Source organism: Nocardia sp. NPDC003693, from assembly GCF_053981095.1.
The window spans coordinates 178,811-198,979 of the sequence record NZ_JBSFNO010000003.1 but is presented as its reverse complement, the minus strand read 5'-3'; the positions used below and the strand labels follow the sequence as shown (position 1 = coordinate 198,979).

20 protein-coding genes are annotated in these 20,169 nt (G+C 68.8%); 10 read left to right on the top strand and 10 right to left on the bottom strand.

Features of this window, described 5'->3' with window-relative positions:
- Positions 1-10: 10 nt before the first annotated feature.
- From nuoH to ACWDOP_RS06360, 8 genes are all read left to right on the top strand, one after another.
- Positions 11-1,810, top strand: coding sequence for an NADH-quinone oxidoreductase subunit NuoH (gene nuoH, locus ACWDOP_RS06395; protein WP_456344286.1), 1,800 nt, complete (start codon positions 11-13; stop codon positions 1,808-1,810).
- Entirely contained in the window at positions 1,807-2,652 is an 846-nt protein-coding gene (locus tag ACWDOP_RS06390) for an NADH-quinone oxidoreductase subunit J (RefSeq protein WP_454208249.1), read from the top strand. Before nuoH ends, ACWDOP_RS06390 begins: the two co-directional genes overlap by 4 nt.
- Entirely contained in the window at positions 2,649-2,948 is a 300-nt protein-coding gene (gene nuoK / locus ACWDOP_RS06385; protein WP_454208250.1) for an NADH-quinone oxidoreductase subunit NuoK, read from the top strand. The genes ACWDOP_RS06390 and nuoK overlap by 4 nt, the downstream gene beginning before the upstream one ends.
- Positions 2,949-2,967: 19 nt before the next feature.
- Positions 2,968-4,839, top strand: a complete 1,872-nt coding sequence (gene nuoL / locus ACWDOP_RS06380; RefSeq protein WP_456344285.1) for an NADH-quinone oxidoreductase subunit L — start codon at positions 2,968-2,970, stop codon at positions 4,837-4,839.
- Positions 4,836-6,443 (top strand): NADH-quinone oxidoreductase subunit M, encoded by a 1,608-nt coding sequence (locus tag ACWDOP_RS06375; protein ID WP_456344219.1) that lies wholly within the window; start codon positions 4,836-4,838, stop codon positions 6,441-6,443. The genes nuoL and ACWDOP_RS06375 overlap by 4 nt, the downstream gene beginning before the upstream one ends.
- A 14-nt stretch (positions 6,444-6,457) precedes the next feature.
- Entirely contained in the window at positions 6,458-8,077 is a 1,620-nt protein-coding gene (nuoN, locus tag ACWDOP_RS06370) for an NADH-quinone oxidoreductase subunit NuoN (protein WP_456344284.1), read from the top strand.
- Between the two features lie 299 nt (positions 8,078-8,376).
- Positions 8,377-8,607, top strand: a complete 231-nt coding sequence (locus tag ACWDOP_RS06365) for a hypothetical protein (RefSeq protein WP_456344218.1) — start codon at positions 8,377-8,379, stop codon at positions 8,605-8,607.
- A 65-nt stretch (positions 8,608-8,672) separates the two neighbouring features.
- The gene (locus tag ACWDOP_RS06360; protein WP_456344217.1) at positions 8,673-9,533 is read left to right on the top strand and encodes an SMP-30/gluconolactonase/LRE family protein; all 861 of its coding nucleotides are present in this window, start codon (positions 8,673-8,675) and stop codon (positions 9,531-9,533) included.
- Between the two features lie 7 nt (positions 9,534-9,540).
- Here the strand turns inward: ACWDOP_RS06360 and ACWDOP_RS06355 are convergent, their stop codons facing one another.
- The 9 genes from ACWDOP_RS06355 to ACWDOP_RS06315 form a co-directional block, all read right to left on the bottom strand.
- Positions 9,541-10,395, bottom strand: a complete 855-nt coding sequence (locus ACWDOP_RS06355) for a helix-turn-helix domain-containing protein (protein WP_456344216.1) — start codon at positions 10,393-10,395, stop codon at positions 9,541-9,543.
- Entirely contained in the window at positions 10,376-10,894 is a 519-nt protein-coding gene (locus ACWDOP_RS06350) for a DUF6879 family protein (protein WP_456344215.1), read from the bottom strand. Before ACWDOP_RS06350 ends, ACWDOP_RS06355 begins: the two co-directional genes overlap by 20 nt.
- On the bottom strand, positions 10,878-11,096 hold the full coding sequence (locus ACWDOP_RS06345) for a hypothetical protein (protein WP_454208256.1): 219 nt from the start codon (positions 11,094-11,096) through the stop codon (positions 10,878-10,880). Before ACWDOP_RS06345 ends, ACWDOP_RS06350 begins: the two co-directional genes overlap by 17 nt.
- Positions 11,097-11,643: 547 nt before the next feature.
- The gene (locus tag ACWDOP_RS06340; protein WP_456344283.1) at positions 11,644-12,483 is read right to left on the bottom strand and encodes an alpha/beta fold hydrolase; all 840 of its coding nucleotides are present in this window, start codon (positions 12,481-12,483) and stop codon (positions 11,644-11,646) included.
- 75 nt (positions 12,484-12,558) lie between these two features.
- Positions 12,559-13,740 (bottom strand): DUF418 domain-containing protein, encoded by a 1,182-nt coding sequence (locus ACWDOP_RS06335; RefSeq protein WP_456344214.1) that lies wholly within the window; start codon positions 13,738-13,740, stop codon positions 12,559-12,561.
- A 354-nt stretch (positions 13,741-14,094) separates the two neighbouring features.
- Complete coding sequence (locus ACWDOP_RS06330) at positions 14,095-14,694, bottom strand: dihydrofolate reductase family protein (RefSeq protein ID WP_456344213.1); 600 nt, start codon at positions 14,692-14,694, stop codon at positions 14,095-14,097.
- A 28-nt stretch (positions 14,695-14,722) separates the two neighbouring features.
- Entirely contained in the window at positions 14,723-15,520 is a 798-nt protein-coding gene (locus tag ACWDOP_RS06325; RefSeq protein ID WP_456344212.1) for a metalloregulator ArsR/SmtB family transcription factor, read from the bottom strand.
- Positions 15,521-15,697: 177 nt separating this feature from the next.
- On the bottom strand, positions 15,698-16,756 hold the full coding sequence (locus tag ACWDOP_RS06320; protein WP_456344211.1) for a ParB/Srx family N-terminal domain-containing protein: 1,059 nt from the start codon (positions 16,754-16,756) through the stop codon (positions 15,698-15,700).
- Between the two features lie 197 nt (positions 16,757-16,953).
- Entirely contained in the window at positions 16,954-17,403 is a 450-nt protein-coding gene (locus ACWDOP_RS06315) for a hypothetical protein (RefSeq protein WP_456344210.1), read from the bottom strand.
- Between the two features lie 68 nt (positions 17,404-17,471).
- Here ACWDOP_RS06315 and ACWDOP_RS06310 point away from each other — a divergent pair, with 68 nt between their 5' ends.
- Positions 17,472-18,065 (top strand): GyrI-like domain-containing protein, encoded by a 594-nt coding sequence (locus ACWDOP_RS06310; protein ID WP_456344209.1) that lies wholly within the window; start codon positions 17,472-17,474, stop codon positions 18,063-18,065.
- A 161-nt stretch (positions 18,066-18,226) separates the two neighbouring features.
- Positions 18,227-19,666 (top strand): HEAT repeat domain-containing protein, encoded by a 1,440-nt coding sequence (locus ACWDOP_RS06305; protein ID WP_456344208.1) that lies wholly within the window; start codon positions 18,227-18,229, stop codon positions 19,664-19,666.
- Between the two features lie 15 nt (positions 19,667-19,681).
- On the opposite strand, the gene ACWDOP_RS06300 is transcribed toward ACWDOP_RS06305, so the two are convergent.
- Complete coding sequence (locus ACWDOP_RS06300) at positions 19,682-20,164, bottom strand: NUDIX domain-containing protein (protein ID WP_456344207.1); 483 nt, start codon at positions 20,162-20,164, stop codon at positions 19,682-19,684.
- Between the last annotated feature and the right edge of the window lie 5 nt (positions 20,165-20,169).

Here is a 20,169-nt window from a genome sequence, read left to right as displayed (position 1 = left end):
GGGTCAGTACCTGCTCGCCCAGGCCGCCCGGACCGAACCCGATCCGCTGGGCGCGTTCGGCCGCGATCCGTGGTGGCTGATCCTGCTCAAGTCGGTCGGCATCTTCGTGTTCCTGCTGCTGATCCCCATGCTGGCGGTCTACGCCGAACGCAAGATCGTGGCGTTCATGCAGATGCGCGTCGGCCCCAACCGGGTCGGCCCGCGCGGCAGTCTGCAGTCCATCGCCGACGGCGTGAAGATGCTCCTCAAAGAGGACATCATCCCGGCCATCGTGGACAAGCCCATCTTCATTCTGGCGCCGATCATTTCGCTGATCCCGGCGGTCATGGCGTTCGCGGTGATCCCGTTCGGGCCCGAGGTCTCCATCTTCGGCGAGCGCACGCCGCTGCAGCTGACCGATATGCCGGTGGGCGTGCTGTACGTGCTGGCCATGGCCTCGGTGGGCGTGTACGGCATCGTACTGGCCGGCTGGGCGTCGGGCTCGACGTACCCGCTGCTGGGCGGACTGCGCTCCACCGCGCAGGTCATCTCCTACGAGATCGCCATGGCGCTGTGCTTCGCGGCGGTGTTCCTGCTCTCGGGCACGATGGCCACCTCGGGCATCGTGGAGGCGCAGTACGGCACCTGGTACGTCTTCCTGCTGCTGCCCTCGTTCCTGATCTACGCGGTGTCCATGGTCGGTGAGACCAACCGCGCGCCCTTCGATCTCCCCGAGGCCGAGGGCGAGCTGGTCGGCGGCTTCCACACCGAGTACTCCTCGCTCAAGTTCGCCATGTTCATGATGGCCGAATACATCAACATGGCAACGGTTTCCGCGCTGGCGACCACGCTGTTCTTCGGCGGCTGGCACGCGCCGTTCCCGATCAGCCTGTGGGCGGGCGCGAACTCGGGCTGGTGGCCCATGCTGTGGTTCACGGCCAAGGTGTGGATCTTCCTGTTCGTGTTCATCTGGCTGCGCGGCACGCTGCCGCGCCTGCGGTACGACCAGTTCATGAATCTGGGCTGGAAGCTGCTGATTCCGGTGTCGCTGGCCTGGGTCATGTTCGTGGCCACGCTGCGCGCGCTCGAGAACGAGGGCATCCGGGTCCAGACCCCGGGGATGATCATCGGCGGCCTGCTGATCGCGGGTCTGCTGATCGGCCTGGTGCTCAGGGCCGGGCACGCGGGCGACGACCGCACCAAGGCGGCCCCCGATCCCGAATCCACCAGCCAGTACTCGGATTTCCCGGTGCCGCCCATGCCCGCCGAACCCGGCAGGACGGGGCCGAAACCCGGTATGCTGGAACCGCTCGGCGGCTTCTACGTCACCGCGGCGACCATGTTCAAGAAGCCGAACACCGAGCTCTACCCGGAGGTCAAGACCCCGACCCAGCCGCGCTATCACGGCCGGCACCAGCTCAATCGGCATCCGGACGGCCTCGAGAAGTGCATCGGCTGCGAGCTGTGCGCGTGGGCCTGCCCGGCCGACGCGATCTTCGTCGAGGGCGCGGACAACACCGAGGACGAGCGCTTCTCCCCCGGTGAGCGCTACGGCCGCGTCTATCAGATCAACTACCTGCGCTGCATCGGCTGCGGCCTGTGCATCGAGGCGTGCCCGACGCGGGCGCTGACCATGACCAACGAATACGAACTGGCCGACGACAATCGCGTCGACCTGATCCTCGAGAAGCGGGACCTGCTCGCGCCGCTGCAGCCGGGGATGGTGGAAGCGCCGCACGAGATGTATCCCGGCGCGGACGAGGGCTCGTACTACCGCGGCGAGGTCCCCGGCGCGCCGAGCGAGCTGACCGGAGCGGAGGCGAAGAAGTGACGACCATCCTCGAGGCCGCGCCGGCGCAACAGGTGCTGACGCACACCGGAACCGGTGAGGCCGTGCAGTTCTGGATCCTGTCGGTGGTGGCGGTGGTGGGCGCACTCGGCATGGTGTGCGCCCGCAAGGCCGTGCACTCCGCGCTGTGCCTGGCGGCCACCATGATCACGCTCTCGGCCTTCTACATCGCCCAGGGCGCGCTGTTCCTGGGCGTCGTGCAGATCGTGGTCTACACCGGCGCGGTCATGATGCTGTTCCTGTTCGTGCTCATGCTGGTCGGCGTCGACTCCGCGGAGTCGCTGCGCGAGACCCTGCGCGGACAGCGCATCGCGGTGCTGGTCGTCGGCATCGGCTTCGGCATGCTCATGATCGCGGGCATCGCGCGCGGCATGAACGCCGCCGACGTCGCGGTCACCGGTCCCGGACTGGGCGGCAACGACACCGTCGCCGCGCTGGCCGAACTCCTCTTCCTGAAGTACGTATGGGCGTTCGAGCTCACCGGCGCGCTGCTCATCACCGCGACCATCGGCGCCATGGTGCTCGCGCACCGCGAGCGCTTCGGCCCGCGCCAGGATCAGCGGGAGATGTCCAAACAGCGGTTCCGGGACGGTAAGCGGGTCACCCCGCTGCCCACGCCCGGCGTGTACGCCCGCCACAACGCCGTCGACGCTCCCGCGCGCCTGCCGGACGGCTCCTTCGAGGAGCTCTCGGTCAGCAGCATCCTGCGGCACCGCCGCAATCGCGCGCACGAGGAGGCCGTGGTGCGCACGGTCGGCGCCGGCGACAACGGGAATGGCAAGGACGGCAATGACTCCGGATCTGACACGGAAGGCTTGCGGTGAACCCGGATAACTATCTCTACCTCTCCGCCCTGCTCTTCACCATCGGCGCGGCCGGTGTGCTGGTGCGGCGCAACGCCATCGTGGTGTTCATGTGCGTGGAGCTGATGCTCAACGCCGTGAACCTCGCGTTCGTCACCTTCGCGCGCCTGCACGACAATCTGGACGGTCAGGTCTTCGCCTTCTTCACCATGGTGGTGGCCGCCGCCGAGGTCGTGGTCGGCCTCGCGATCATCATGACCATCTTCCGCGCCCGTCGCTCGACCTCGGTCGACGACGCCAACCTGCTCCGGTACTGACATGGATACCGCACAGTTGATGCTGTGGATGCTGCCGGCGCTGCCCCTGAGCGGCGCCGTGATCCTGTTGCTGCTCGGGCGATTCAGCGACAAGTGGGGGCACCTGCTCGGGACGGCGCTCGCGCTGGGCTCGTTCGGGGTGGCCGCGTGGGCGTTCTGGGAGATGCTCGGACGGGCGAACGACGAACGGGCCGTTCGGCATACGCTGTTCAGCTGGGTGCCGGTCAACGGGTTGCACGTGGACTTCGCGCTCGGACTCGATCAGCTCTCGATGTGCTTCGCGCTGCTGATCACCGGCGTCGGGTCGCTCATCCACATCTATTCCATCGGCTACATGTCCCACGATCCGGGCCGGCGGCGCTTCTTCGCCTACCTGAACCTGTTCCTGGCGGCCATGCTGGTGCTGGTCCTGGCGGACAACTACCTGGTGCTGTACCTGGGCTGGGAGGGTGTGGGCCTGGCGTCCTACCTGCTGATCGGCTTCTGGTACGACAAGCCTTCCGCCGCAGCCGCTGCCAAGAAGGCGTTCATCGTCAACCGGGTCGGCGACATGGGCCTGGCCATCGCGCTCATGATCATGTTCGCGACCTTCGGAACCGTCGACTACCGCGGGGTGTTCGGGGCCGCCGATCAGGCGAGCTCGGCCGCGCTCACCGGCATCGGCCTGATGCTGCTGCTCGGCGCGTGCGGCAAGTCCGCGCAGGTGCCGCTGCAGGCGTGGCTCGGGGACGCGATGGAGGGCCCGACCCCGGTGTCCGCGCTCATCCACGCGGCCACCATGGTCACCGCGGGCGTCTACCTCATCGCGCGCTCCAACCCCATCTTCGATCTCGCCCCGGCCGCGCAGGCCGCGGTCATGGCGGTGGGCGCGGTGACGCTGCTCTACGGCGCGATCATCGGCTGCGCCAAGGACGACATCAAGAAGGCCCTGGCCGCCTCCACCATGAGCCAGATCGGCTACATGATGCTCGCGGTGGGCCTGGGCCCGGTCGGCTACGCCGCGGCCATCATGCACCTGCTCACCCACGGCTTCTTCAAGGCCGGACTGTTCCTGGGCGCGGGCTCGGTCATGCACGCCATGAACGACGAGACCGATATGCGGCGCTACGGCGGACTGCGCACGCTCCTGCCGATCACCTACGTCACCTTCGGCCTCGGCTACCTCGCCATCCTCGGCGTGCCGCCCTTCGCGGGCTTCTTCTCCAAGGACCGGATCATCGAGGCCGCCTTCGCGCACGGCGGTTTCGCGGGCATCATCACCGGTATCGCGGCGCTGGCCGGCGCGGGCATCACCGCCTTCTACATGACCCGCGTCATGCTGCTCACCTTCTTCGGTGAGAAGCGCTGGAAGGAGGGCACGCACCCGCACGAATCGCCCGCTTCCATGACCGGGCCCATGATTCTGCTGGCCTTCGGCTCGGTGTTCTCCGGCGCGCTGCTGGCTTACGGTTCGGCCCTGCAGAATTGGCTCGAACCGGTGGTCGGCGCGCATCACGGCGAACCCATCATCCCGGTGTGGGCGATCACGTTCTTCGCGCTCGCGGTCGTCGCGGCCGGCGTGTGGGTGGCCTACGACCAGTACGCCAACCATCCGGTTCCCGAGGTCGCGCCCGCGGGCTCGCGGCTCACCGTGGCCGCGCGCCGCGACCTGTACGGGGACGCCTTCAACGAGGCCGCGTTCATGCGGCCCGGTCAGCACGTCACGCGGTCGCTGGTGTTCGTCGACAATCGCGGCATCGACGGCCTGGTGAACACCACCGCCGCCGTCATCGGCGGACTGTCCGGCCGAATCCGCCGGGTGCAAACCGGTTTCGTGCGCTCGTACGCCCTGTCCATGTTCACCGGCGCGGCACTGGTGGCCGCCGCCCTGCTGGCGGTGAGGTTGTTTTGAGTGACTTTCCCTGGCTGACAACGCTGTGGGCGGTACCGGTCATCGGCGCCGTGCTGGTCCTGCTGTTCCCGGCCTCGTGGCGGACCGCCGCCCGGAGTTTCGCTCTCGTGGTCTCCCTGGCCACCCTCGGCGTCGGCATGTGGCTGGCGTGGATGTTCGAGCCCGGCGGCGACCACTACCAGTTCGTCGAATCACACGAGTGGATCCCGGCTTTCGGCGCCGGGTACACCCTGGGCCTGGACGGCATCGCCATGGTGCTGGTCCTGCTCACCGCCGGACTGGTGCCGCTACTGCTGCTCGCGGGCTGGCAGGACGACCGCGAGGTCGGCACCGGGCCGCGGGTGGCGCACTACTACGTGGCGCTCACCCTGGTCGTCGAGGCCATGGTGCTGATCTCGTTCACCTCGCTGGACATCCTGATGTTCTACGTGTTCTTCGAGGTCATGCTGATCCCGATGTACTTCCTCATCGGCGGCTTCGGACCCAGGACCGCCGACGCGGCCGGGCGGGCCCAGCGCTCGCGCGCGGCGGTGAAGTTCCTGCTGTACAACCTGTTCGGCGGACTCATCATGCTGGCCGCGGTCATCGGGCTGTACGTGCTCACCGCGCGCGAGCAACTCGGCGCGAACGGCGGCGGCACCTTCGATTTCCGAATCGTCATGGAGGCGGCCAACTCCGGGCAGCTCGGAGCGGGCCCGGTGGTGCTGAACGCGCTGTTCCTGGGCTTCATGTTCGCGTTCGCGGTCAAGGCGCCGCTGTGGCCGCTGCACACCTGGCTGCCCGACGCCGCGGTCGCCGCGACGCCCGCCAGCGCCGTGCTCATGATGGCCATCGTGGACAAGGTCGGCACCTTCGGCATGCTGCGGTACTGCCTGCTGCTGTTCCCGGACGCCACCGCCACCTACGCGCCGTTCATCTGCGTGCTCGCGGTCATCGGCATCATCTACGGCGCGCTGCTGGCGATCGGCCAGACCGATGTCATGCGCCTGATCGCGTACACCTCGATCTCGCACTTCGGTTTCATCATTCTCGGCATCTTCGCCCTCACCACGCAGGGCAGCACCGGCGCCACGCTGTACATGGTCAATCACGGCATCTCCACCGCGGCGCTGTTCCTGATCGCGGGATTCCTGGTCTCGCGCCGGGGAACCCGGCTCATCGCCGAGTACGGCGGGGTGCAGAAGGTCGCGCCGATCCTGGCGGGCACCTTCTTCATCGCCGGTCTGGCCACGCTGTCGCTGCCGGGGCTGGCGCCGTTCATCAGTGAATTCCTGGTGCTGATGGGCACTTTCACGCGCTATCCGGTGGCGGCGATCTTCGCGGCGGCGGCGCTGGTGCTGGCCGCGCTGTACATCCTGTGGATGTACCAGCGCATGATGACCGGGCCGGTGAAGCCGGGTAACGAGCGGCTCTACGATCTGCTGCCGCGCGAAATGGTGGTCGTGGTGCCGCTGCTCGCGGCCCTGCTGTTCCTCGGGGTGTATCCGAAACCGGTGCTGGACACCATCGATCCGGCCGTGACCCGCACCCTCACCACCATCGGACAGCACGATCCGGTTCCGGCTGTCACGCCGGAGGCGTCCCCGACAGGAGGGAACAAGTGAGCGGCACACCCCTGATGCTGGCCGCGGTGGCGGATTCGCCACTGGCGGCGGCACTTCCCGCGCCGAGTATCGAATACCGCCTGCTGGCACCGATGCTCATCGTGTTCGGCGTCGCTGTCGTCAGCGTGCTGGTGGAAGCGTTCGCGCCCAGGCGATCCCGCTATCTCGTCCAGCTGATCCTCGGGCTGGGCGGGCTGGGCGTGGCGCTGGGCGCGGTGATCGGCCTGCGCGGCACACGCGCGACCGCGGCGGTCGGCGCGGTCGCGATCGACGGGGTGACCCTGTTCCTGCAGGGCGCCATTCTGGTCGTCTCCATCCTCGGACTGCTCTTCATCGCTGAGCGCCGCGCCGATCGGGTGCCGATGCACCGGGAGGGTCCGGGCACCTGGAGCCTGACCGCCGCGCGCGGGGTCGACGCGTTCACCCCGCAGGCCGCGTCCATGCCCGGCAGTTCCGACGAGATCGCGGCCACGCGCGCGGGCATCTCGACCACCGAGGTCTTCCCGCTCACGCTGTTCGCGGTCGCCGGGATGCTGCTGTTCCCGGCCTCGAACGACCTGCTCACCATGTTCGTCGCCCTCGAGGTGCTGTCGCTGCCGCTGTACCTGCTGTGCGGGCTGGCGCGGCGGCGGCGTCTGCTGTCGCAGGAGGCGGCGCTCAAGTACTTCCTGCTCGGGGCGTTCTCCTCCGCGTTCTTCCTCTACGGCATGGCGCTGCTGTACGGATACGCCGGGACCGTGCGGTTCTCCGGCATCGCCGAGGCGGTCACCCGGGACACCGGCACCTCGCACACCCTGGCGGTGCTCGGTGTGGCCATGCTCGCGGTGGGTCTGCTGTTCAAGATCGGCGCGGTGCCGTTCCAGTCCTGGGTGCCCGACGTGTACCAGGGCGCGCCCACCCCGGTGACGGCGTTCATGGCGGCGGCCACCAAGATCGCCGCGGTGGGCGCGCTGCTGCGCGTGCTCTACATCGCGGTGCCGGATCTGCGCGACGATTGGCGGCCCGTGCTCGCGGCGATCGCCATCGCGACCATGATCGCCGGCGCGGTACTGGCCATCACCCAGACCGACATGAAGCGCATGCTCGCGTACTCCTCGATCGCGCACGCGGGGTTCATCCTCACCGCCCTGGTGGCGGCCAACGACTCCGGTGTGTCGGCGGTGCTGTTCTACCTCGCGGTCTACGGACTCGGCACGCTGGGCGCGTTCGCGGTGGTCTCGCTGGTGCGCGACGAAAACGGCGACGAGGCAACGGCTTTGTCCGCGTGGGCGGGACTCGGTCGCCGATCGCCTTGGCTGGCAACGATTTACGCGCTGTTCCTGCTCTCCTTCGCGGGCATCCCGCTGACCGGCGGTTTCATGGCCAAGTTCGCGGTGTTCGAGGCGGCGTCCTCGGGCGGGGCGGCCACGCTGGTCATCGTGGGCGTGATCTGCAGTGCCATAGCGGCTTTCTTCTACGTCCGCGTCATCGTGCTCATGTTCTTCACCGATTCCCCGGCGACGCCGCCGGCCCTGGTGTTCCCCACTCTCACCACCACCGTCGTCGCGCTCACCGCCGCGGCGACCCTGGTGCTCGGCATCTTCCCGCAACCGTTGCTCGATCTCGCCGAGCAGGCCGCGACCTTCGCGCGCTGAGCGCTCCGCCCCGTCGACAACGGGCCCGCCGTCTCGGACGGCGGGCCCGTTTCGTGCCCGGTACCCCGGGTCCCGGTGCGAGTTCCGCCTTTCGGTGGCGCGTGCCCGATTTTGACCCATAATTGTTTTGCGACTTATGCGAGATCCCCGGTGGGCACGGCGGCTTCGACATAGCGTGGACAGTGGGCCGGGACTCGGTGGGAGGCGGACGAATGCGAGCACATCCGGCGGCGATCGGATTTCTCCGGCAGGACGTGTCGGGGGTTCAACTACAGTGGCATCGGGCGCAGATTCAGCACGTGGCGCGGCGCCTGGGATACGACCTGTGCAAGACGATGGTCCTGAATCCGGACACCACGGGCGCGCACCTGAGTGACGCGATCTCCCTGCTGGAGGCCGAAGCGATCATCACCCCGAGCCTCGAGCACTTCGACGGCACGGTTCCCGACGATATAGTTCAGGTGGCGGACGTGATCACGGTCAGCCCGGAGAACACCTACGCCCGCTGGGTACTACCGCCCCTGGTGTAGCGACGATGACATTTCGAGCTCGAGGCCGTCTGCACTTTTGGACGATACCGATCCGGAGGTGAAGCATGACCACAAGCTCTTCGATAACTCCCACGGTACTGATGGAGGGGCTCGCGCTCGGCGAGTCACCTCGGTGGCACGACGGCAGGCTCTGGCTCTCGGACTGGCTCGCGGGTCAGGTGCTGACCGTCGACTACCAGGGCAGGCACTTCGTCCAGCTCGAAATCCCCGGCCTGCCTTTCTGTTTCGACTGGCTGCCGGACGGGCGCATGCTCGTGCTGGCCAACGGCGACGGGCGCAAGCTGCTGCGGCGCGAGTACGACACCCGGCTGCACACGGTGACCGATCTGAGCACGCTGTCCCCGCATCCCTGGAACGAGATCGTGGTCGCGGACAACGGGAACGCCTACGTGAACTCCATCGGCTACGACATGATGGGCGGCGCGGAACCCGCCCCCGGCCTGATCGCGGTCGTCTCCCCCGACGGCACGGCCCGCACGGTCGCCGATGACCTGCACTTTCCCAACGGCATGGTCATCACCCCCGACGGCGGCACCCTCATCGTCGCCGAGTCCCACGCCAAACGCCTGACCGCCTTCGACATCGAACCCGACGGCGGTCTCTCGCACCGCCGCGTCTGGGCCGAGGTGGACGGCCACCCCGACGGCATCTGCATCGACGCCGAGGGCGCCGTGTGGTGCGCGGCCATGACCCGCTGCGTCCGCGTCCGCGAGGGCGGCCAGATCCTGGCCGAGGTACCGCTGGACCGCGCCGCCTTCGCCTGCACGCTCGGTGGGGCCCAGTCCAACACGCTGTACGTCGTGGTCGCCGAATGGCAAGGCGCGGAAGGCATGTCCGCCGCCGCCACGCGCACCGGCCAGATCCTCACCGCCCCCGCGCCGGCGCCGCGCGCGGGGCACCCGTAGCCACCGGTCAGCGGGTGAGGTCGGCAAGCGTGCGCAGGATGATCGCGCGGGCCTCGCGGCCGTAGACGGCCGAACCTTTCAGGACCTCGAACATGCGGGCGTACATCTGACATTCGGCGGGCTGGGTGACCTGAATACTGGCCGTGGGGGTTTCCAGGGCGACCAGTTCGTCGTCGAAGATCCAGAAACCGGTCGAGGCCACCGCCTGGCGCTCGATCATCAGCGGGATGATGCCCAGCGAGATACTGGGCGCGGCCATGAGTTCGAGCAGCCGACCGAGCTGGCCCGCCTGCACCTCCGCGTCACCGAACCAGGTGCGCAGGGCCTGCTCCTCGAGAATGACGACGAACCGCTTGCCGCCGCGCTGCAGCACCCGCTGGCGCTCGAGGCGCACGGCCACCGCGGCCTCCACGTCGTTGGGGACCCCGAGGAATCGGATCCAGAACGAGAGCATGGCCGCGGAGTACTCGGGCGTCTGGAAGAGACCGGGGATCACGTTGTGCTCGTAGATCCGGAACACCCTGGTCTGCTCGTACCGCTGCTGGGTGTGCGCGCCCAGCACCCGTTTGAGACCGGCGCGGCCCGCCCGGCGGAACTCCACGTAGGCCGAATCGACCGCCCGCAGGGTCGCGAGCAGATCCTCGACCTGGCCGTCCGCGGCGCAGGCCCGGCACCAGTCGCGAATGTCCCCGTCGGTGGGCGTCTGAATACCGTTCTCCAGCTTGGACACCCGGGTGTAGTGCTGACCGGTGGCCGCGGCGACCTCCCGGGCGGTCAAGCCGGCTTCCCTGCGGATCTCGCGTAGGCGTGCCCCGAGCGCGCGCCGAGCCTCCTGTGCCGAACTAGACGGGTTGGTATTCACGGTGCGGAATTGCCAGGGCCCACGCCGCGTCGAACGCGTTGCGGCACAGCTCGATATCGTCGGGAGCGGTGGAAATGGTCTTGCCCGTGGCCGAGCCGTTCCCGGAGTAGTGCAGAAAGACGACCAGGCGGTCGTCGATGAGATAGAAGTCGTTGCCGGGCAAGCGGAGCGAGGAGGTGAGCCGGCGGGGCACCCAGCGGATGTCCTCACCGGCCTCGATCATGGGCCGGGCGATGCTGTAGGACCAGAGCTGATAGTCGCTCAGCGGTTCGGAGACGATGCGGGCCCGGCGAACCGAGCGGCCCGCGGCGGTGTGCGCGCGCAGGGTCGTGCACCAGTCGTGCAGCCAGAGTAGGTCGTCGGGCTCACCGGCGGCCCACCGCGCCAGGTGCGGTAGCTCTGTCGCGGTGCCGTAGACATCGCGGGTCTCGAGATGGATCGCCTCGCGCCGGAAATCGATCAGTAGGCGGTCGAACTCGTCGTCACTGATCGAGAACACTGTCTCCCTGTTCGAAGAACGGCACCAGGCGGTCCGGGATCTCTACACACGACTCGCCGTCCGGAATGTTCATCTGGGCCAGGGTGTCCGGATCGGTGATGGCCCAGCCCTGCACCACCCACGACCCCCGATCGGTGCGGTACAGCGTCGGCGAACCGGTCGGATTCGAGCCCGGATCCTTGGCGACGAACGTCAAACGCATGGCGGCCTACCTGTCTCGAGAGTTGCGAACAGTTGCGCCCTAAACCTCCATGGTCGCCTCCGCCGCGCATGCGGTCAAGGGTGGAAAGTTGCTGCCGGAGCCCGCATTCGACCACTCGCAACAATTCGCAACATCCTTCCGGTGGGTGGGCCGAATTCCCTAACGTGAAGATCGGCATCGGCGCCGGACCGGGAGTGAGCGGCCCGCTGGCGTCGGCGATCCTCAACCGAAACGACCACAGGGGCGTGGATGGCGCTGACGAATACCCAGGCGAAAGTTCTTGGTGCACTCCCCCGATCGAGCGTCACCGCCGCGATGACCGTGCGGCAGTTGACGCTCGCGACCGGGCTACCCGAAACCTCGATTCGCCGGGCACTACTAGGTTTGCAGCGAGCCGGGCTCGCGGTGTCGACACTGCAGGGGCCCGTGGGGTGGCGGTCGACCGACCGCGGCCGGCGAGCCATTCGAATCGCCGGGTATCGGGAGTACGGCGGGGTACGGCCGTGAGCGGTGCGGGCGGCGGGCCCGCCGCCGCCCGCACCGGCGGTCAGTTGTCCCGCAGCACCTCGTGCACGCGCTTGGCGAACGCCGCGGGATCCTCGGTGAATCCGCCGTGCCCGCCGGGGAAGAGCTCCGGGGTGCTGCCGAGTGCGGTGGCCAGCGCCCGCGAGGTGTGATCGCAGAACTGCCCGGTCGAGGTCTCGCCGATTCCGATGACGATGCGGGCCGGCGCGGCGCGCAGCGCGTCGAGGTTCGGCAGCCAGCCCGAGGTCTGGTGCAGCTCGTGGTTGTAGAAGTAGTTGTCCGAGGCGATCTCCACCGGATCGCGGTCCGGGCTCGACATCTGCTCCAGCATCCCGCTGAGCATCGGCTCCGGGATGGTCAGCCCCGTCATGCGGAAGAACGCGGCCCAGGCCCCGCGTACGTCGCCCGCCCGGTGCAGCGCGATCATCTCGTCGGTCTGCGCCCGGTAGCTCTCCCGGTCCGCCAGCAACTCCCGCAGCGGCGGCTCGTGGGCGATCACCGTGTGCACCAGCGCCGAATGCGTCTGTGCCAGTGCCAGAGTGGTGACCGCGCCGCCGCTCGACCCGAAGACCGCGGCCGGGCCCGCTCCCACCTGGGCGATCAGCCGCGCCAGATCGTCGGCCCGCAACTCGGGCGTCGAATCGCTCTCCGGATCGTCGAGCACGCTGCGCCCGTGTCCGCGCGGATCCAGCGTCAGCACCGTGAAGTCCGCGGCGAGGAGTTCGGCGACCGGCTCGAACGGCACCGCGTCCATGGGCGCGCCGACCAGGGCCACCAGCGGCCCGGCGCCGCGCACCTCGTAGTAGAGCCGCCCATCGGGCACGGCGAGCGTTCCAGCGGTCACGGACGGGGTCGAGGTCATGATCTGCTCCTTGCGCACGGTCGACGGGGTCACCGGTACAGACGGTGCGGCGGCGCGAGATTCATCGGCCGGCGCTCATGCCGGAGTTTTCCGCCAGGGCGGGATCGTGCGGTAGGTGGCCGCGCGCAGCAGCCATTCGACGGGTCCGTAGCCGTGCCGCCGCAACCAGCGCTCGCCGGCCCAGAGTTGCAGGACGTACGTCAGCAGGGCGATGAGGAGAACGGCGAGCGGGGGCACCCGGTCGGCGAGGGCCAGGCCGTAACCGGTGTAGACGACCATGAAGATGACCGACTGGGCTATGTAGTTGGTGGCAGCCATCTTTCCCGCGGGAGCCAGGACGGTGATGGCCGAGGCCCACCGCCAGCGGGCGAGCCACACGATGCCCGCGACATACCCCGCGGTCATGAACGGGTTCGCCACTTCCTGGAGGCCGTGCAGGACCGCGGGGGTGTCGCCGTCGATGGCCCAGTAGGCGGTGGTCGCGATCGAGATCGGGAGTCCGACACCGAATCCCACGCGTATGGCGACCGGCGTCCAGCGGTTCAGGAGTTCGCTGTTCTCGAAGAGTCCGCGTTTGCCCGCCGCCAGGCCGATCAGGAACATGCCCAGGCTCGGGACGCCCTGACCGAGCCAGGTGAAGATCATGAAGACCGGCCCGGTCCGCAGTTGCTCGTGCAGGGTGTCGCCGAAGTCGCCGGTGTAGCCCGCGTGCATTCGCGGCAGGTCGAGCAGCTCCCCCAGCCCCGCGACCCCGCCGCCGCCGGTGAAGAACGACATCACCGCGTAGATCGCGTACAGCGTGAGGCCGGCGATCAGCGCCGTGCGCGGCCGAATCTTGCGCAGCAGCACGAGGATTGCGCACAGACCCGCGTAGAGGGTGAGTATGTCGCCGATCCACAGGAACAGCACGTGCGCCAGGCCCAGCAGGAACAGCGCACCGCTGCGGCGCAGCAGTCGCGGGACCGGCCGTGCCCCGGCCCGTTCGGCGGCGGCGATCTGCAGGGTGAACGAGTACCCGAAAAGGAACGCGAACAGCAGATAGAACTTGCCCAGGAACAACCCGTACATGACCGCGTACACGGTCCGATCCCACCCGCCGTCGAACATGGGCACGGGGTCGGCCGCGGTGCCGGTGAAGGACATCAGCATCGTCCCCACCATCACGTTGGTGACGAGAATCCCGAACAGAGCGAACCCTCTGAGAATGTCGACTTCGGCGATCCGCCGCCCCGTCGTCATCTCCACCTGAACAGCCATACCGCCACGCTACGGCCGCGCCGACCGGCTCACATCCCCCGGCGGCCCCCATCCCCGATGCGACCTGAGCGGTATTGACAGCGCCGGAAGGAGGACCCGGGCTACCTCTCGGCGACTACGCCGGGGTAGCCCGGCCGGTGTGCCGCGCCTCGGGCACGCGGCCTCCGCCCGCGCGCGCATGCCTACTGCGCTCGGCGTCGAGGTCTTCGCGCGGACGCGTGCGGCTCGGATTCGATCCCATGCCGCTGGAATCCGCACTCGCACACCGTGCCCGGCACTCGACCGTTCTGGCCCCGCCCGTTCCCGGCACCTCAACTGTGCCCGGCACCCGAACCGAGATCGGCATCGCGACGATCAGCGCGCGCGGTCGTAGATGAGGGCGATCTCGCCGAGTTCGCCGACCTCCTGATCGGCGAGCCGCCAGGCCGAGCCCGGCAGGCCGTCGGTGAACAGTCGCTCGCCGGAGCCGGCGATCTCGGGGGTGATGAGCAGGTACAGCCGGTCGACGAGGTCGGCGGCGAGCAGCGCCTTGGTGACGGTCGGGCTGGTGTTGATCAGAATCTCGCCGCTGCCAACGGCTTTCAGACCGGTGATCACCTCGGCGGCGGGGGCGTTCACGATCCGGGTGCGCTCCCAGGGCGCGGTGGTGATCGTGGTGGAGAAGACGACCTTCTCGGTGTCGATCAGCCACTTCGCGTAGGCGCGGTCGCGGGGATCGGCGTCGTCGTCCGCCGCGACGGTCGGCCAGTACCCGAGGAAGCCTTCGGCGTTCTTGCGCCCGAGGACGGCGGTCGTGGCGTTCTCGTGAATACGGCCGAGATGCCGGCGGGCGACCTCGGTGGTGGCGTAGGGAACGATCGCCGCGGCATCGGCGGGACCGCCGGGGCCGTTGTAGCGGCCGTCGATGGTGAGGGCGATGTTGGCGGTCACGACGCGCCCGGTCGAGATGGTCATATCTGTTCTACTTTCCTTGCGGTGGTGGTCAATTCACGGCGTCGACGAGGGAGCGGAGCTGGTCGAGGACCCGGCCCCAGCCGGTGTCGATGCCGGCGATGAAGGGGGCCGCCGCGACGGCCGAGTCGGTGATGGTGAGGCCGAGGCGCAGCGCGGTGCCGCCCGCGTCCGCGGTCAGGGTCAGCTCGTACGCACCGGTGAAGGAGACCGCGCCGGCGGGGTCGAACACCGTCAGATCGAAGGCGAGGTGTCCGGGTTCGGTCGCGGCGCGGACCGTGCCCGCGGAGCGGTACCGTCCCTCGGCGTCGCGATAGTCCAGGACGGCGCGGCCGCCGGGCCGGGGCTCGATCACGCAATCGGTGATCGTCATGGACGGTGGCGCCCACCAGGTTTCGAGCAGTGCCGGATCGGTCCAGTGGCGCCACACCTCGTCCGGGGTCGCGGCGAGCGCCCGCTCGAAGACGAAGGTCCGTCCGTTCGCCCATCCGGACCGGTCGGCGACGGCCGCGGCGGCGTCCAGCGCGGCCCGGTAGTTCGCGACGGCGTCGCGCTCACCCGCGGTGGCTTCGACGGTGTCGACCAGCTCGCGCAGTCGGTCCGCGAAGGCCCGCAGCGGTTCCGCCTCGACGGCGGCGATCCGCCGCTGCCCGAGCGGTGAGGTCGTGACGAGCCCGGCGCGCGCGAGCGTCTGCAGGTGCTTGGTGGTCTGCGGTTGCCGCAGCCCCGTCAGTTCGGCGAGTTCGCCGACCGATCGCGGACGTTCGGCGAGCAGTTCGACGATCCGCCAGCGGGCGCTGTCCCCGAGCGCCGATGCGATCTCTTCCATGAGGGGAAATATTCTATGAAAAGAATATTCCTGTCAAGGAATATATATGGGGTCGTCTTGACCAGCGCGTTCGCCGCCGGACCGGCCTGCCCGCCGGTCCGCGATGTCTCCGAAAATGCCACCGCCGCGGTGCCGCCGGAGCACGTACGTGCTCCGGCGGCAGCGCGGCGATCGGCGTCAGCGCTTGTGGCGCAGGCGGTACTCGACGGCGTAGGCGATCTTGCCGGGCTTGGCCTCGGCGTAGGGCACCGAGAGCTTGGCGAACTCGCCCTTGGTGGCGGCCTTTCCGTCGTTCCAGGCGGCGAGCACGCCGAGTTCACCGGCGGTCTTGCCCGCGGCGACGACGGTGCCCGCGCCGAGAGCGACCTGCCGCTCGGTCACCGTCTTGACCGCTGCCAGGTAGGCGGCGGGGTCGTTGCGGTTCCAGTCGCCCACCACGTTGGCGTCGCGCATCCATGCGCCCCAATAGAATTCCTGGAACGGGATGGTGCCCGCCTCGTAGCCGATGTCGCGGCCGAAGTACATGAGGCTGCGGTACTTGTCGTCGGCGAAGTTGGCCAGCCCCAGCGCGCGCGGCAGCTGACCGACCTGGATGGGCTTGCCCGCCACATCCTGCAGCCACACCCAGCCGTTCGCCCGCATGCGCTCCCAGAAGTCCTGGTGCGACAGCGCACTCAGGTTGTCCAGAACCCGCAGGCGCACATGGGCGTTCGCGCCACCGTCCGGGGTCTCGAGGAACGAGGTCAGGGTGTGATGCCCGTCGGTCAGGTACGCCTGCCCGCCGGGGCCGATCACGACCGTCTTCATGGGCGCGATGCTGTCGGCGGTCTCCTGCCCGACCGCGATCTCGCACTGGAACGAGGAGGCGTCACGCAGCTTCGCGCCGGCGCCGGCGGACGCGGCCACGCCCTGGCCGTTGGCCTCGCACCAGTCGTCGAACTTCTTGTTGATCGCGTCCTTGCCGAGCGTGTACCGGCCCAGTTTGTAGTAGACCTCGTCGTACCCGAGCGAGGGCTGCGTGGGCAGCACGTCGCCGATCCGCACGTCCAGCAGATCCCCGGCTTTGGCGCACCCGTAGTTCGAGCCGCCGAGTCCGCCCGATCCGGTGGAGACGCTCTCACAGGCGGCGGCCGCGGCCTCGCCCGGCGCGACCCAGCTCACCGCGCTCGCCAACGCCACGACCGCGCCGGTGACCGCCGCCGCCCACCTGGTCCGCCCACGTGTGGAACTGCTCATCGAAACCTCACATCCTGCTGAACACACAAACCGCATCACCCTGACCACGGCGGGTGACGGGTCGGCGAGCCGCGCGCGGCCGGATGCTGTTCCGCGAGCCAACAATTGGTGAACAAGCGCTCACTCGGGATCTCGTGCCCTGCGCTGTCCTGGTCTAGCGGGGAGCGGCTGTGCTCTCCGGCGAGCGCCCGCGCGGATCAGGCCTCGACGGTGACCTCGAGTACCTCGAACGCGGAGTCCAGCACCACCGCCGGCCAGTAGCCGTCCAGAAAGTGCTCGCCGCAGCTGTCGTCCAGGTGCAGCACGATCGTGCCGTCGGTGCGCGCCGCGACGGTGACCACCCGCAGGTCCGCCGCCGCCTCCTCGAGTTCCTGCGGGGTCGGTTCACCGAACGCGTGGGCGACCGCGTCCGAGGCCACCCGCCTCAGCGTCGGCAGCGCCCTGACGGCGCCCGCGAGCACCGGCAGCAACGCGCGTGCCCGGTCGGGGTCGGGTGTCTCGAGCATCAGCTCCAGCTCGTCGCTCGCGCCCGGCACCCGGCACTCGTACCAGTCGTGTTGCAGCACTTGCCCGTCGGCGAGCCGGGTGTGCGCGCGCTCGAACACCCCCAGCTCCGGGTGCGTGATGGGCGTCGGCGAATCGGTCATGGTCCCACCGTATCGATCGTCCGTCGTGGCGTTGACCCTCCCGTCGCTGGAGGGCCGATACTCGCCCCATGGACACACTGGACTTCAAGAAGCAGTACCGCGAGCTGTACGCCGCACGGCCGGAGCCGGTGCTGCTGACCGTGCCGGAGCTGCCCTACCTGATGATCGACGGGAAAGGCGATCCGGACGGGCCCGAGTACGCCGCGGCGGTGAGCGCCCTGTACTCGGTCGCCTACGGGGTTCGTGCCCTGCTGAAGTCGGCGGCCACGGTGATCTATTCCGTACCCGCGCTGTCCGGCCAGTGGGACGGCGGCCCGAGCGCGGACAGGTCGGACTGGACGTGGACGATGATGCTGCAGCAACCCCCGCAGGCGACACCGGAGGTAGTGGCGGAGGCGTTCACGGTGACCGGGAAGAAGAAGCCGGAGCTCCCCGTGGATCAGGTGCGCTGGGAGAACTTCGACGAAGGCGAGTGCGGCCAGATCCTGCACGTAGGCCCCTACGCGACCGAGCCCCCGACCCGCGATCGGCTGATGGATTTCCTTGCCGCACAGGGCAGGACGATCGCCGGCAGGCACCACGAGATCTACCTCTCGGCTCCGGGCCGGGTCGCACCGGAGCGGTTGAAGACCCTCATCCGCTACCCGGTGCGGGTCGTCTGAGTCGGGTTGCCCCAATTTTCGTGCACGATCCGGCCCAACCGGCGCGATTCCGCCACGAGAACGCCGATAGTGCACGAAAAATCGAATCATCGATGGTCACCGCCACCGGACCACCACCGAATTCGATAGCTTCATGCGCGCCACTCGGACAGGATGTGCGGATGCATTCGAAGGACGAACTCGATCGCATCGCTCGAGATCAGGACCGCTCTGCGACCTTCGAGCTGATACGCGAGCTGACCGAAACCGCCGACGATTCGGTCGCCGACGCACTCTGGAGGGTGGGAGACCCACGAGCAGTCCCGGCGCTCACCGCGATCGGCCGGGATCGCACCCGCCCGGACACGGTGCGGCAGGCGGCATTTCTGGTGCTGTCGGAAGCGGCGTCGGTACCCGGCAGCGGTGAGCTGCGCGACTGGTGGGCGTCCGGGGATGACCTGGTGCGCGCGTTCATCATCCGAGAGGCCACCCGCGACGAAACCGATCTGATCGAACCGGTGGCCCGCGACCCGAACCACGTGCTCCACCGCGACGCGATCATCGGACTCCAGTTCGGCTTCGAGGAGCCGCACTGGCAGGAGTACAAGATCGCTGGGCTGGCGCATCCCGATCCGGCCGTCCGGCGGACCGCGGCCGACTCACTGCTCTGGGACGAGCCGGTTGCCGCCGAACCCGGCCTGCATCGGGCCGCCGCCGATGACGACGAGGCCGTCGCGTGCGCGGCGATCGACACGCTGCGCTATTACCCCAGCCGGGCGACGCTGCGGTCGCTCGATGAGATCGGGCAGGGCGAAGGCGAGCGCGCGGTGATGGCCCGGGACGCCAAGGATTACCTGCTGGCCGATTTCGAGTCCGAACGGTCGTCCCTGGCAGGGTGGATCGAGCCGGTCGCCGACCTGCTGGGGAACGAAGATGTCGAGCCGGATCCGTGGTCTCCCGGGCCGCCCCCGATCAAGCCGTCCGCGCCGCCCGCGCCCGAAGTCATCGACCTGTTCTCCGATCCCGATGGTTCGTGGGCGCCGAAATTCGCGATGCTGCGAGACCGTGATTGGAGTGGGGTGCGAGCCTCCGATCGCCCCGGCCTGGCGGCTTACCTGGCCGCGCACCCGGATTCGGTGGTGCGAGCCGAATGTTGTGCCGCCCTGGCGAACTGGCACGCGACCGACCGTTTGCTCGAGCTGGCCCGTGACCAGAACGCGGGCGTCCGCAAGTCCGCCGTCTACTACCTGCGCTACGTGCCCGCTGCCCGCGAGGTTGCCGCGTTCACCTGGGATCTGGTCGAATCCGGTGCGGTCGCCGGGACAGCCGGCTACGAGGCGCTGGCCACCTGTGCCGCCCACACGCCGCCCGGTGCACTCGACGAACGGCTGGTCGCGCTGGCGCGCACCGATCTTCGCGAAGCGATTCGCCTCGAAGCCATCAAGCAGCTCGGCGATCGTATAGAACCGCTGCTCCACCTACTCGCCGAGCCGCCCCTGCTGACCTGGGGAGTCCACGTTCTTCTGGTGGAGGCCTGCGGGAAGGCCGGATTGCAGATTCCCGGCCGGCGACAGTTACGGGACGTCGACAACCTGCATCTCGCGGCCGCCCTCGGACGGTGATTCGCGGCGAATGTATCACGCTGTGGAGAAACCGTTTTCGAGGTAATCGGTGCGGCCCGAGTGCCGAGCTGCCCGCGCGGCAGCCACCCGCCGGGCCAGCAGCGCGGGCAGTCGCTCCGTCGCCTCGCCCTCATCGCACCAGGCCCAGCTGCGCAGCTCGGACTCCTGCAGCGCGATCGCCGCGGTCTGCTCCCGGTCCAGCTTTCCCCCGTCGTACAGGAACATCACCCCGTCGGTGGGATACCGCCCCGGCGGCACCCAGTCCACCACCAGCAGCCTCCCCACCGGAACGACCAGCCCCAGTTCCTCCCCCACCTCCCGAACGACCGCCGCCAACGGCGATTCGTCGGCCTCGACCACTCCGCCGGGCAGCTCCCAATGGTCCTTGTACGTAGGCTCGACCAGCAGCACCCGGTCCCCCTCGTCCACGAACACCGCCCCCGCCCCCATCCGCTTGCGCGGCAACCCGGCGAAGTACTCGTATCTATCGGACTCCATGGGCC

Bases quoted from the DNA above. Each gene is read 5' to 3' on its own strand.
- ACWDOP_RS06310 (WP_456344209.1), top strand. From the start codon at position 17,472: ATGGACACACTGGACTTCAAGAAGCAGTACCGCGAGCTGTACGCCGCA.
- ACWDOP_RS06315 (WP_456344210.1), bottom strand. From the start codon at position 17,403: ATGACCGATTCGCCGACGCCCATCACGCACCCGGAGCTGGGGGTGTTC.
- ACWDOP_RS06335 (WP_456344214.1), bottom strand. From the start codon at position 13,740: ATGGCTGTTCAGGTGGAGATGACGACGGGGCGGCGGATCGCCGAAGTC.
- ACWDOP_RS06320 (WP_456344211.1), bottom strand. From the start codon at position 16,756: ATGAGCAGTTCCACACGTGGGCGGACCAGGTGGGCGGCGGCGGTCACC.
- ACWDOP_RS06345 (WP_454208256.1), bottom strand. From the start codon at position 11,096: ATGCGTTTGACGTTCGTCGCCAAGGATCCGGGCTCGAATCCGACCGGT.
- ACWDOP_RS06305 (WP_456344208.1), top strand. From the start codon at position 18,227: ATGCATTCGAAGGACGAACTCGATCGCATCGCTCGAGATCAGGACCGC.
- nuoL (WP_456344285.1), top strand. From the start codon at position 2,968: ATGCTGTGGATGCTGCCGGCGCTGCCCCTGAGCGGCGCCGTGATCCTG.
- ACWDOP_RS06330 (WP_456344213.1), bottom strand. From the start codon at position 14,694: ATGACCATCTCGACCGGGCGCGTCGTGACCGCCAACATCGCCCTCACC.
- ACWDOP_RS06325 (WP_456344212.1), bottom strand. From the start codon at position 15,520: ATGGAAGAGATCGCATCGGCGCTCGGGGACAGCGCCCGCTGGCGGATC.
- ACWDOP_RS06300 (WP_456344207.1), bottom strand. From the start codon at position 20,164: ATGGAGTCCGATAGATACGAGTACTTCGCCGGGTTGCCGCGCAAGCGG.
- nuoN (WP_456344284.1), top strand. From the start codon at position 6,458: ATGCTGGCCGCGGTGGCGGATTCGCCACTGGCGGCGGCACTTCCCGCG.
- ACWDOP_RS06360 (WP_456344217.1), top strand. From the start codon at position 8,673: ATGACCACAAGCTCTTCGATAACTCCCACGGTACTGATGGAGGGGCTC.
- ACWDOP_RS06340 (WP_456344283.1), bottom strand. From the start codon at position 12,483: ATGACCTCGACCCCGTCCGTGACCGCTGGAACGCTCGCCGTGCCCGAT.